This is a genomic window from Halocynthiibacter sp. SDUM655004, assembly GCF_026015885.1.
Taxonomy (GTDB): Bacteria; Pseudomonadota; Alphaproteobacteria; order Rhodobacterales; family Rhodobacteraceae; genus Falsihalocynthiibacter; species Falsihalocynthiibacter halioticoli.
This window is the reverse complement of sequence record NZ_JAPDUG010000001.1, coordinates 598,613-610,459: the sequence shown is the minus strand read 5'-3', so window position 1 is coordinate 610,459 and position 11,847 is coordinate 598,613. Positions and strand designations below refer to the sequence as shown.

General features: G+C 53.6%; 11 protein-coding genes. 6 read left to right on the top strand and 5 right to left on the bottom strand.

The features are described 5' to 3' along the window. Window positions 1-24: 24 nt before the first annotated feature. The 4 genes from N9C89_RS03030 to N9C89_RS03015 all read right to left on the bottom strand — a co-directional run bounded on the left by N9C89_RS03030 (window position 25) and on the right by N9C89_RS03015 (window position 4,505). A complete protein-coding gene (locus tag N9C89_RS03030) occupies window positions 25-1,374 on the bottom strand; it encodes an alpha-glucosidase/alpha-galactosidase (RefSeq protein ID WP_263952362.1) in 1,350 nt (449 codons plus the stop codon). After that, window positions 1,371-2,219 carry a carbohydrate ABC transporter permease gene (locus N9C89_RS03025; protein WP_263952361.1) on the bottom strand — a complete coding sequence of 283 codons (849 nt, stop codon included), beginning with the start codon at window positions 2,217-2,219 and terminating at the stop codon, window positions 1,371-1,373. Before N9C89_RS03025 ends, N9C89_RS03030 begins: the two co-directional genes overlap by 4 nt. Window position 2,220: 1 nt before the next feature. Continuing rightward, a complete protein-coding gene (locus tag N9C89_RS03020) occupies window positions 2,221-3,153 on the bottom strand; it encodes a carbohydrate ABC transporter permease (protein ID WP_263952360.1) in 933 nt (310 codons plus the stop codon). A 95-nt stretch (window positions 3,154-3,248) separates the two neighbouring features. Beyond that, a complete protein-coding gene (locus N9C89_RS03015) occupies window positions 3,249-4,505 on the bottom strand; it encodes an ABC transporter substrate-binding protein (RefSeq protein ID WP_394358468.1) in 1,257 nt (418 codons plus the stop codon). 151 nt (window positions 4,506-4,656) lie between these two features. Here N9C89_RS03015 and N9C89_RS03010 point away from each other — a divergent pair, with 151 nt between their 5' ends. Then, window positions 4,657-5,424 (top strand): IclR family transcriptional regulator, encoded by a 768-nt coding sequence (locus N9C89_RS03010; RefSeq protein ID WP_263952359.1) that lies wholly within the window; start codon window positions 4,657-4,659, stop codon window positions 5,422-5,424. Between the two features lie 30 nt (window positions 5,425-5,454). On the opposite strand, the gene N9C89_RS03005 is transcribed toward N9C89_RS03010, so the two are convergent. Beyond that, window positions 5,455-6,453, bottom strand: coding sequence for an ester cyclase (locus N9C89_RS03005; RefSeq protein WP_263952358.1), 999 nt, complete (start codon window positions 6,451-6,453; stop codon window positions 5,455-5,457). A gap of 127 nt (window positions 6,454-6,580) precedes the next feature. Between N9C89_RS03005 and N9C89_RS03000 the strand changes: the two genes are divergently transcribed. The 5 genes from N9C89_RS03000 to N9C89_RS02980 all read left to right on the top strand — a co-directional run bounded on the left by N9C89_RS03000 (window position 6,581) and on the right by N9C89_RS02980 (window position 11,844). After that, a complete protein-coding gene (locus N9C89_RS03000) occupies window positions 6,581-7,636 on the top strand; it encodes an ABC transporter ATP-binding protein (protein ID WP_263952357.1) in 1,056 nt (351 codons plus the stop codon). Window positions 7,637-7,718: 82 nt separating this feature from the next. Continuing rightward, a complete protein-coding gene (locus tag N9C89_RS02995; protein WP_263952356.1) occupies window positions 7,719-8,924 on the top strand; it encodes an ABC transporter substrate-binding protein in 1,206 nt (401 codons plus the stop codon). A gap of 75 nt (window positions 8,925-8,999) precedes the next feature. Further along, the gene (locus tag N9C89_RS02990) at window positions 9,000-10,022 is read left to right on the top strand and encodes a carbohydrate ABC transporter permease (RefSeq protein ID WP_263952355.1); all 1,023 of its coding nucleotides are present in this window, start codon (window positions 9,000-9,002) and stop codon (window positions 10,020-10,022) included. A gap of 1 nt (window position 10,023) precedes the next feature. After that, window positions 10,024-11,178, top strand: a complete 1,155-nt coding sequence (locus N9C89_RS02985; protein ID WP_263952354.1) for a carbohydrate ABC transporter permease — start codon at window positions 10,024-10,026, stop codon at window positions 11,176-11,178. Between the two features lie 129 nt (window positions 11,179-11,307). Further along, window positions 11,308-11,844, top strand: coding sequence for an ester cyclase (locus tag N9C89_RS02980; protein WP_263952353.1), 537 nt, complete (start codon window positions 11,308-11,310; stop codon window positions 11,842-11,844). The last annotated feature ends 3 nt before the right edge of the window (window positions 11,845-11,847 follow it).

The following is an 11,847-nucleotide window of genomic DNA, read 5'->3' as shown; positions in this document are numbered from 1 at the left end:
ACTTCAGCAGTGTTTCTTCGGTCGTTAGGCCCGACTTGATTGGCACCAATCTGGAAGCCAGTCTTTATGCGCGGCGAGCATGTCATCCACCATCGAACGAATCTGGCGCATGTCGAGTTCGGCGGCTGTATGTGGGTCCATCATTGCTGCGTGGTAGATATGTTCGGGGTTCTCATCAACGAGCGCGCGAACCGTCAGTTCCTGAACGTTGATCTGGCTACGCATCACAGCAACAAGCTGGGGTGGGATGTCTGTGACCACGCTTGGTTGCACGCCATTGGCATCAACGAGACAGGGCGTTTCAACGGCTGCTCCCAACGGCAATTGCGGGACTTGCCCCGTATTGGGCAGGTTGCCATAGGCAACATAGGGCGTGTCAGTGACGATAGCGTTCATCAATTCGGCGGCAAATTCGTGGCTCTTGCAAACCTCGATTTCACTTGCGCTTTCAAGTGCCTTAGCTTGGTCTTTCCAGCTTGCGGCCTGCTCGATGCAACGCGCCGGGTACTCATCCAGCGGAATGCCAAATTCCGCAATCAAGTCCTCGCGCCCATCTTTAATGAACCAAGGGACATACTCGGCCAGATGCTCGCTGCTTTCGGTACAGAAATAGCCAAGCTGGTTCATGACCTCATAGCGGACTTTATTCGGGCAACGCGGCATCAGCAGTGGCGGTTTGGGCAAGCTGCCATCTGCATAGCCTTTGCGAAGCGCTGGATAGAGATCATGCAGAGCCCCATCTTTTTCCTGCTCTAAGCGCAAGAAGAACGCCACGTGGTTTACGCCCGCCACCTTATAGCGGATGTCGCCCTCTGGAATGTCCAGATCATGGGCCATTTCCTGAACGGTGTTTTGCACCGAATGGCACAAGCCAACCTGCTTTAGCGCTGGATAACGCTCTGCGAGCGCCCAAGTGTTGATTGCCATGGGATTAACGTATTGGAGCATGGTGGCGTCTGGGCAAAGCTCTGCCATGTCGCGAGCGATATCCCACAGAACCGGAACGGTGCGAAGCCCACGCATAATACCACCCACGCCAAGCGTGTCGGCGATGGTTTGGCGTAGCCCATATTGCTTGGGAATTTCAAAATCCGTCACTGTGCAAGGGTCGTATCCACCAACCTGAAAGGTGGTGACAACGAAATCCGCGCCCTCAAGTGCCTCGCGCCGATCCGTGTGCGTTGTTACGCGGGCGCCTGTTCCCGTGGTCTGGATCATTGCCTTGGCAACCATTTCACTTTCGGCAAGGCGCACAGGATCAATATCCATCAATGCAAAGTGGCTATCGGCAAGTGCAGGCGTGAGTAAGGCATCTCCGACAATGTTCTTCATGAAGATCGTCGAGCCGGCACCAACAAAGGTGATTTTTGTCATTTAACAGCTCCAAGAGTGAGGCCTGCGATGAAGTGCTTCTGCATGAGGAAGAACATCGCAACAGGTGGCAAGGCAGCGACAATACTTCCGGCGCTCATCAGGTGATAGGCCGCGCGGAACTGCGCATTAAAGCTGGTGATGCCAGCGGTTACTGGCTGGCTTTCAGGGCCCTGTGTCAGGACCACCGCCCAGAAATAATCGTTCCAGATAAACGTAAAGATCAGCACCGAAAGCGCGGCAAGCGCGGGTTTCATCAACGGAAGAACAACGTACCAAAAGATACGCCACTCTGCCACGCCTTCAACCCGCGCTGCCTCGATCAGCTCGTAAGGGAGCGAGCGGATAAAGTTACGCATAAAGAGCGTGCAAAAACCGGTCTGGAAAGCGATATGGAAAAGCACCAAGCCTGTTTTCGTGTTGTAAAGCCCAAGGCCAAGCGTCAGATCGCGCACAGGAACCATAAGGATTTGGAACGGCACGAAATTCCCCGCAACGAACATGAAGAATATCCACAAGTTTGCGCGGAATTTATAGATGCCCAGTGCAAAGCCACCCATCGCGCTAAGCGCGACAGCGCCAATCACAGTTGGAACAGTGATCAGAAAGGAGTTGAGCAAGTAACGCGGCATGTCGCTGTTAAAAAACACCTGGCCGTAATTGTGGGCAAACTCAAACGAAGACGGCAGCCCCCAATAATTCGCATTGGTAAAGTCAGTGTCTGGCTTGATCGAGAATAGGGCAACCGCAAGCAACGGGGCGAGCCACATAAGCAATGCAACAGGAAGAAGCGTTTTATAGGCGACCTGCGCACCTGCGGATTGTTTTTCAATTGGTGTCGGAAACATCTTAGTGTGCCCCCTTCTCTTCGCGGTACATCGACCAGAGGAAATAGGCGATGAACCCCATCATGATTACGAACAGAACCACGGCAATCGCAGCGCCATACCCCATTCGGAATCCGTATTCGCTCAGGGCAACTTCGAACATATAGTAAGCCAGCACGCGGCTTGAGCCGAACGGACCACCACCCGTCATGATCGAAATCAGGTCAAACGAACGAAGCGCGCCAATGATCGTAACGACAAAAGCAATGAATGTTGCGGGGCGAAGTTGTGGAAGGATGATATACCAGAGCATCTTAAGCCCTTTTGCATTATCCAGACGGCCCGCTTCGATCTGCTCGGGGTCAACGGCATTCAGGCCCGTGAGATAGAGGATCATGCAATATGCGGTTTGGGGCCAGAGACCCGCAAAAATGATGCCATATGTCACCAGATTTTCGTTCCCCAACACATTTACAGGACCAAGCCCAAACACGCCGAGAAAGCTGTTCAACAGACCAAACGTCGGATCGTAGAACCAGCTGAAGACAAGGCCCACCACAACTTGGCTGATCACGAAAGGAAAGAAAAACAGGGATTTATAAAGGCGGATGCCTGTCACCGTCTGGTTCAAGAACAGCGCAATGAACAAGCCTGCAGGAATGGCCAGCAAATACATTACCAGCCAAATGACGTTGTTCTTGAGAGACACAAAGAAAGCGTCGCGGTCAACAAACTCCCAATACAGGTCTTCGTAATTGCGCAGCCCGACATACTCCGCAGTACCAAGCCCATCCCATTCATAAAGCGAAATGCTGAAGGACTGGAAAATCGGAACGATCACATAGACTGCGAAAAACAAAATTCCGGGTGCGAGGAACAGCCACGGTGTTATCGCTTGCTGGTTGCGATAATACCAGCTCCTCGTTTCGGTTGGGGTGGTGGGCGTGACGCTCATAGGGGTGTCTCTTTTGATATGGCGCGCAGTTGCCCGCCCTTTAATTCAATATCGACGAAAAGGAGGCCCAGACTTTCTGAGCCTCCTCTTGGTATTTACTTATAAATACGACCGCGTGCGCGCTCGAGTTTGGCAAGGATTTTGTCAAGTTCATCTGGTTTAACCATGAACTCTTGGAAACCTTCCATAGAGACTTTAGCCATCTCTGCTGGTGCATCGCGATCCCAGAACTGAGCGACACCACCTGGCGAATTGGACGACAGCATTTCAAAACCTTGGTTTAGGAACTTGTCATCATCTACAGAGGACTTCGCATTCACTGGAAGCTGACCAAGGTTTGCACCATTGTTAATCTCGGTTTGCTCATCCGCAGAAACCACGAAGCGAAGGAACTCGCGTGCGGCTTCTTTGTTCGAAGCATTTGCCGGGATATGGAAGGTGTCTGTCGGCGCATCTTCTGCCAGTTCTACGTCTGCATTGATGGCTGGGAACTGATAGAAATCAAGCTGATCATCAGTCAGGCCAGCTTCGCGGAGAGGCGCCACAGCAAAGTTACCCATCAGGTAGCCCGCAGCTTCGCCATTCACCATGAACGGTAGCGCTTCCTGCCAGCTGTACGTCTGGTGGTTTTCAACGAAAGCCCCCATGTCGATAAGCTCTTTCCAGTTCATGAACGTTTGCTTAACGCGCTCGTCTTCCCAGGATACCTTGCCAGCAGCGAGGTCCATGTGGAAATCAAAGCCGTTGGTGCGCATGTTCAGGTAGTCAAACCATCCGCCAGCCGTCCAGAGGAACTTTGTACCGATTGTGAAGCAAGCGCGGCCCGAATCAACGATAGCCTGACAGTTTGCTTTGAACTCTTCCCAGTTCGAAGGCTCGGACAAGCCCAACTCTTCGTAGATATCCTTACGGTAGTAAACACCCCACTGGTAGTAGGTATAAGGCACGCCCCATTGTTTACCATCGATCGTCATCGCGCCTTTTGTGGAAGCAAGGTTCTCGGCGATTTCGGGCTCTGCCCAAAGATCAGACACATCTTCGAAGAGACCCGCTTCTACATATGGGCGCATCCGGTTGGCCGCGTACCAAGTTGCAACGTCCGGCGTATCGGCGGTGAGGAAGTTGCGAATCTGGGTTTTATAGGCCTCACGGTCGATCACAGTGGTTTCGATGTTGAGGTCAGGATGCTGCTCCTGAAAACGCGAAATCATCGCTTCCATCGTCGCCCGTGGCGCTGGGTTCGATGTGTCGAGGAAGATTTTTAGATCCCCGTTCAGTTCAGCGCTGACAGGTCCTGCCAGTGCCGTCGAGGTAACAAGCGCCGCAACGGCGCATTTGATCATGGAACGCATAATTTTCCTCCCTTTGCTTCCCAATTATCGTGTAATTTTTGTTTCCACATAGTGAAAACAGGTTTTACATATTGAAAACTACACCTCAGCGCGCTTAACATGTCAACAGATTCCTGAATGACGTCAGGAGATTTTGAGGGAGGCATTCTCTGTGTCAGGAGAAGGAACAATAGCAAAAGCCTGTGCGGTTCTGGATCAGGTGGCGGCCTTTCAGAGGCCGGTGCGCTATAGCGAACTCCTTGAAAACAGCCCATTTCCCAAGGCCACGCTCTATCGCATTCTGCAAAGCCTGAGCAATCAGGGCATGCTAACCTACAACAAAGATGCCCAGACATATTCCATGGGAGTTCGCCTCGTGCGTCTCGCGCATTCCGCATGGACTCAGGCCTCTCTCGCACCGATTGCCAGGCCTCATATCGACAAGCTCGCAGAGAAGGTGCACGAAACGATTCACCTCGCGCAGCTTGATAACGGGCAGGTTCTATTTGTCGACAAACGCCAATCCAACGGCTCATTCGATACGCTCGCGCGCGCGGGTCGGGTCGCACCAAGCTATTGCACAGGAGTTGGCAAAGCTATGTTGGCCTTTATGAGCGAAGACCGTCGCGAACGCGCGTTAAAACAACAGAGTTTCATGGCGTATACACCTTCTACGCACATTCTGGCCGCGACGCTCAACAAGGAGCTAAAACAGGTCCAATCTGAAGGCGTTGCGTTTGATCGCGAAGAACACGAACAGGGCATCATCAGCATCGCCGCGCCGATTCTCGCGGCGAATGATACTGTTATCGGTGCAATTTCGATCGCGACTTCTACTTCGCGCCGATCGCTCGATGACCTTGAACAGTTGAAACCGGTGTTGAAACAGACCGCTGCTCAAATTTCGACCGAAGCGTCAAATTGGCAGTTCCCGAGTTAACGCTTCAAGCAAACATTGCTCCGTTCAAGGCTAGAGATCGCCGCTCGCAAGGCGCTGCAATACGTCGTTCCCTTGCGATTTCCAGAAATGCAGTAAATCGATGAACACCCAGTTTTCAGCAAGCTTTTCGCCCTCGCGCCGATAGATATCAATCACGCGAAATTCACCGGTTTTCCCTGTGGGAACCTGCCCCATAAACGGCCCTGACAAGCATGCTGTGAAATTAGGCCACCCAAAGAATCCGCCATAGTTCCCTTCGGCAAGCCGCGCGATATGATTGGTCTTTGAACGTTCGGAGAATGCGGCACGGAATGGTCCGGAATGCTGTTTCGCATAGCGCGAAATCGTGAATGTCGCACCAATGCCCGTAGGCCCCCACCAAAGCATATCTTCGGCCCATGTCTGACGAAGCTCATCTTCAAGGCTCAAACCGCTGTTCCATTGGCCAAGGTCACCGATCATTCGGTTGATAAGCGCCAAGGTCGCCTCGCCTGCACTCTTGTCTTGCGGATGTGTCAGCAACCCATCGTGCGTTTTGGGCCCCGGCTGCACCAATTGCGCCGCCGTCTGGTTCGGGAACGGACGCAAACCCGCCTGAACCATCAGATCAGGAAGATCAAAATACATCGCTGTCTCGACGATCTTCCCATCCTCAACTTTGTTGAATTCACAGTATCGAAGCATCGCAATCTTCTGGGTGGGCGGAATACCCAAGAACGGTTCATCAAACAGGCCAAGCAAATGACCCATCGAGACAACCCACACACCGTTAAAGCCGTCGATCTGGTTTAATCCCGCAAAGAAAACATCCTCACGACGCTGCAAAGACGTCAGGCTTTTGTGAAGTGGACCCCAGAATTTGTGAGCAACTTCCTCGGCTGAATTCAGCTCTCCAAATGGATGGAAACCGCGCCAAAGATAGGTATCGGCGGTAAACGCCTCTAGCGTCTCCTGCGCAGTGATTCCCGATGCATCCAGCATGGCATAATAGCGTTTAACCAGCTCTTTGGCTGACTGTAGTTCCTGCATTTCATTCTCTTTACAAAGGGTTAAGCCGTTTTTTGCATACGCTTGCAAATATGTCTTGCCAGATTGTCGCAGCTAAGTCTAACCTATTTGCATTCGTATGCAAAATAATCGAATGGGAGGAGGCCCGATGGCAGAGATCCAACTGCGCAATATCAGCAAGCGCTGGGGTACATTCGTCGGCGTCGACAACTTTGACCTGACAATCGCCGACAAGGAGTTTCTTGTACTGCTTGGTCCATCCGGCTGTGGCAAGACCACGACGATGAGGATGATCGCTGGCCTCGAGGACGCAACTGAGGGTGATATTATCGTTGATGGCGAACGCGTGAACGACAAGGAACCCAAAGATCGCGATGTTGCGATGGTGTTCCAAAGCTACGCGCTCTATCCCAACATGAACGTTTATGAGAACATCCGCTTTCCACTGAAAGTGCGCGGTGTTGATACGGCGTTGCACCACGACCAAGTGATGCAAGCGGCCGAACGCGTTGAGCTTCTTGATTTTCTTGAGCGTAAACCGGCGGCGCTCTCGGGTGGACAACGTCAGCGCGTTGCGCTTGCTCGGGCCATCGTTCGTCGTCCGAAGGTGTTCCTGATGGACGAGCCGCTCTCCAACCTCGATGCAAAGCTGCGTGTTTCAACCCGCGCCCAGATTAAGAACCTGAGCCACGATCTTGCGGCGACGACCATCTATGTGACCCATGACCAAATCGAAGCGATGACTCTTGCGGATCGTGTCGTTGTGATGAAGCGCGGAATCGTGCAGCAAGTTGGCAGCCCCACCGATATCTATGACACACCCGCCAATACCTTTGTTGCGAGTTTCATTGGCTCACCTGCCATGAACCTGATGGATGGCGAGATACAAGGCGGCACCTTCCGCACCCAAAATACCGAAATTCAAGGGCTTAGCGTGCCGGATGGCCCTGTGACCCTTGGTTTCCGTGCCGAGGACGCCGCTCTTGCCCTTGACGGCCAAGGCCAGATCACAGCGCCGATCTACACACTCGAGCTGCTTGGCGATGCAACGATGATTTCCGTGCGGATCAACGGTGCGCTTGTCTCTGTCAAATCCGACAAATCCTATCGCGCCGAAATCGGGGACATGGTCTCGATCTCGGTGCCAAGCGAAGCCTGCCACCTCTTTGAAGCAACCGAAGATGGCAAACGTATCGGGGGCTGACCCCCGTATTTCTTTCGCCCTTGCGCGATACAACCGGGGTCCGTGTGTCGACGGCGGACCTGACACAACAGGGAGATAATCAATGTTAAAGAAACTTGCACTGGCCGGCGCGTTGTCGGTGATGACAAGCGGCGCATGGGCAGCATGTGCCTATGAAAACACGACACCTCTGAAATCACTTTCAGCTGGTTTTGAAGCTTGGAAAGCCGTCACAGACGCCATGGCGGAATGCGGGAATTTCCAAGCATCCCTCGATCAGGAATTCCGCGAGAAACAGCCCGAAGCCTTTGCCGCGAAACCCGCGCTATACCAGATTGGCGGCGTTGCCAACTCGACCATGATCCCACTTTTGAATGCAGGCACAATCCGCCCGCTTGATGATCTTGTTGCGAAGTACGGCCAACACCTTGCTCCGAACCAGCTCATCAAAGTTGACGGCAAGACATACGCAATCGCGATGATGGTGAACCTTCAACATCTGATGTACCGCGAAGATATCCTGAACGATCTGGGCATTGAGGTCCCAACAACATACGCCGAAATGATTGAAGCTGCGAAGAAGATCAAAGAAGCGGGCGTGGTAGATTACCCGATTGGCGGCACCTTCAAGACAGGCTGGAACCTCGGCGAAGAGTTCATCAACAACTACCTTGGTGAAGGCGGCGAGTTCTTTACCGACGGAAACATGCCCAACATCAACAACGAGAAAGGCGTTGCCGCTCTCGAGGTTATGAAGGCGCTCACAGAGTACATGGATCCAGAGTACCTCGTGTCGGACTCGACCTATGTTCAGCAGCAGTTCCAGCAAGGCAAGATTGCCATGGCGAACCTTTGGGCCAGCCGTGCCGCCGCGATGGATGATGAAGCCGAGAGCCAAGTCGTTGGCAAGGTTGTGATGGCCGCTGCACCGATGGGTTCGGAGCGCCCAGCGTCTTCGCTATGGTGGGATGGCGTCGTTTTTGCCGCCAACATGACCGATGAAGAAGCCGAAGCGGCATTTCAGGTTGCCATGGAGGGCATGGACACAGAGATGGTCCAAGCCAACAACGATGCCGCTGTGTGGCTGATCGATGGCTTTACCGCTGGTCCGCTGGCCAAAGGCGCCTATGAAACCGCCCAAGCTGGCACCGCGCCATACCCTGGCTCTGGCCCGATGGGCATCATGCACACGGTTCTGGGCAATGGCATCTCCGACTATCTGACAGGCGCCAAAGATGCAGAGACAACTCTCTCTGACATCGAAGCTGCCTACATCACCGCCGCCAAAGAATCCGGTCTGGTGGAATAACACTCCCTGTCGGGGGGAGGTTTCGGCCCTCCCCCGGCTTTAACGAAACTTTAGGATCACCAGAAAGGCAGAGCCATGAATTTCAAGACTTTCGCAGCTTTCGTCGGGCCCTCTGTCATTATGATGATCCTCTTCATCGCCTTCCCTCTCGCAAGCGTCCTGAAGCAAAGCTTCTATAATACCAAGCCGATTTACGAGACAGTCGAGGTTGAATCCTGCTCTCCGGGATTCCCCGACCAGATCTGTGTCACCGAAAAGAAATCCGTCCCGAAGTTGGACGACGAAGGCAATATTATTGAAACAACCGAATTCGTCGGGCTGCAAAGCTACTCCAATGTTCTTGAACTCGAACGCGCATGGAACGCGGTAAAGACCGATGGTTTGATTGCGCTTCAGTCGATTGATTTCTGGAAAGCCCTTCGTTTCACACTCACCTTTACGCTTATCACCCTGCCGCTCGTTCTTGCGGGCGGGCTTGGCATTGCCTTAATGATCAACAACGCAACGAGCGCGATCAAAGGCCCTGTCATTTTTCTCTCGCTCCTGCCGTTTATCATTACGCCGGTCATTGGCGCGCTGAGCATCAACTGGCTCTTTCGTGGAGACGGCATTCTGACTGCTTTCATCGAGTGGTACCTCGGGCGCGATGTATCCCTATTTGCGCAGGCTTGGACCATCGAACTATTGATGATGCTCTATCGGGTCTGGCACGTTGCACCGTTCGCGGGGATCGTCTTCTATGCAGGGCTTCAGACAGTCAACACGGACGCGCTTGAAAGCGCCGTGATCGATGGTGCAAGTCGTTGGCAGCGTTTGAAATACGTCGTCATTCCGCACCTCACGCCACTTATCGTTTTTGTATCGATGATCCACCTGATGGATTCCTATCGAGTATTCGAAGAGGTCGTTGGCTTCTCTAGTCAGGGTTACGTGATCAGCTTGCAGTGGCTCACCTATGATTTCCTCGTGCCGGACCAAGCGGGCAACCGTTCCGTAAGCCGCGCATCGGCCTCCGCGATGATTACAATGATCGGGATTGCCATACTTCTGGTGCCGCTGCTCCGCCGCACATGGAACGACCACAAAGGAGGCCACTAAGATGTCATCACGCGCGCTTCGTCAGCCACTGGTCCTAAGAATTACCTCCGCGACCTTCCTTGCCGTTTGGTGCCTTGTCGCTGCCTTCCCGATCTTCTGGATCATGGTGATGAGCTTCAAATCGCCAGTCGATGCGTTCTCGTCGAACCCGCTGAATGTTATATTCGGACCAAGCACCAGAGCGGGCGGCAACGGGCTTTCGCTGCTTGATATTATCTTCGGCATCATCGTGATCTGGGCCACCGTGCGGATCGCAACCAAGAAGCTGCCAGGTATGGTCGAAGCCTATTCTCCAGCGGGGCAAAAATGGGTCGGTTGGGTAATCGGCGGGCTTGCTTTGGTTCTGGGCTTCCTCGTGACGTTCTTTGCAATTCTTCCCGCGATTCTTGACGTTCTTAACCCGATGCTCGGGCCGCTCGGACGCGACATTATTGGCCTTACAACCGAACATTACAAAACGGTCTGGGTGGAACGCGGGTTCTCAAATAACTTCAAGAATTCGATGATCGTTACCACCGGCGTTGTCGTCGTCTCGCTTACGTTCGGAACGCTTGCGGGATATGGTCTCGCGCGCTCCGGCTCACGCTTGGCCTTTGCCATCCTCATTACAGCGCTGATTTTCCGCGCCCTGCCCCACTCTGTATTGGTGGCGGGCTATCTTCCCGTATTCATCAGCTCTTCAGAATGGCTTGCGCCGATCCTTGGTGAAAACGCCCCGACCCTCTACGGCAAGCCATTCGCGGTTATCGCGGTTTTGGTGGCCATCAACCAACCCTTCACCATCTGGATGCTGCGCTCGTTCTTCCAAAACATTCCGGCCGAGCTTGACGAAGCTGCGCGCGTTGACGGCTGCAGCCATTTTCAGGCCTTCCGCCGTGTGATTATGCCGGTGATGTGGCCGGGTGTGATTACAACCGGGCTGTTTTCCTTCCTGCTCGGCTATAACGATTTCCTTGTAACGTCGCTTTTGCTTGATGCGCAAAACCAAACCATGGTGCCCGCAATCGCAGGCATGTTCAGCCGCGAAACAACCACCACCGATCAGGTTGTGGCGGTTGCGGCGGCGGTTTCAATTACCGCTCCACTGTTCTTCCTTGTGATGCTGTTCCAGCGTCAGATCGTCAGCGGCCTGACCGCAGGCGCCGTGAAAGGGTGATCAGATGAGCCGCGTTGCCCGACATAGCGCCCTGTCACGGCATCCCGCGTTAAACCGGATGCCACGGGATTTTCTGCTCGGTGACCTTCTCCCAGCAGAATTCCAAGGAACATTGACAGGAGAAGAGTGATGAAAGGTTCCCGCCCCGAACAAGCGGTGCTGACCCGAGACACGGACTTGAGCAAAACAGACGAAACCCGCCGCGTCATCGAGAGTATGGTCGACGGGTTGAACGATCACCGCATCAACGACATAGGCGAGTTTTTCGCTGACGGTTTTCGATGGATGGGCAATCAAGGCTGCGGCACGAAAACAGGCCTGAAAGAGTTTCAGGACAATTGGCAACGCCCCTTTCAGGCGGCGTTTTCCGACAAGACCTGTATCGACGAAGCCCGCCTCTACATGGGCGAATGGGCCGCCGCCTTCGGACGACAAGAGGCCACCCATTCCGGCACGTTTATGGGCATCGCGCCCACAGGAAAGCGCGTTGAAATCCGCTATATGGATTTCTGGAAAGTCGTGGACGGCAAAATCGTCGACAACTGGGTGAACGTGGATTTCGCACATGTCGCCGCACAACTCGGCGTGGATTTTTTTAACGGAGAAGGCTGGGAAGCCTATGACCGGGGTGAACGTCTTGCCCCACGGCCAGACCAGCAAGGATAAAGC

Excerpts from the sequence above, each read along its gene's own strand:
- N9C89_RS03005 (WP_263952358.1), bottom strand. The coding sequence starts at position 6,453 with ATGCAGGAACTACAGTCAGCCAAAGAGCTGGTTAAACGCTATTATGCC.
- N9C89_RS02990 (WP_263952355.1), top strand. The coding sequence starts at position 9,000 with ATGAATTTCAAGACTTTCGCAGCTTTCGTCGGGCCCTCTGTCATTATG.
- N9C89_RS03025 (WP_263952361.1), bottom strand. The coding sequence starts at position 2,219 with ATGTTTCCGACACCAATTGAAAAACAATCCGCAGGTGCGCAGGTCGCC.
- N9C89_RS02980 (WP_263952353.1), top strand. The coding sequence starts at position 11,308 with ATGAAAGGTTCCCGCCCCGAACAAGCGGTGCTGACCCGAGACACGGAC.
- N9C89_RS02995 (WP_263952356.1), top strand. The coding sequence starts at position 7,719 with ATGTTAAAGAAACTTGCACTGGCCGGCGCGTTGTCGGTGATGACAAGC.
- N9C89_RS03015 (WP_394358468.1), bottom strand. The coding sequence starts at position 4,505 with ATGCGTTCCATGATCAAATGCGCCGTTGCGGCGCTTGTTACCTCGACG.
- N9C89_RS03000 (WP_263952357.1), top strand. The coding sequence starts at position 6,581 with ATGGCAGAGATCCAACTGCGCAATATCAGCAAGCGCTGGGGTACATTC.
- N9C89_RS03020 (WP_263952360.1), bottom strand. The coding sequence starts at position 3,153 with ATGAGCGTCACGCCCACCACCCCAACCGAAACGAGGAGCTGGTATTAT.
- N9C89_RS02985 (WP_263952354.1), top strand. The coding sequence starts at position 10,024 with ATGTCATCACGCGCGCTTCGTCAGCCACTGGTCCTAAGAATTACCTCC.
- N9C89_RS03030 (WP_263952362.1), bottom strand. The coding sequence starts at position 1,374 with ATGACAAAAATCACCTTTGTTGGTGCCGGCTCGACGATCTTCATGAAG.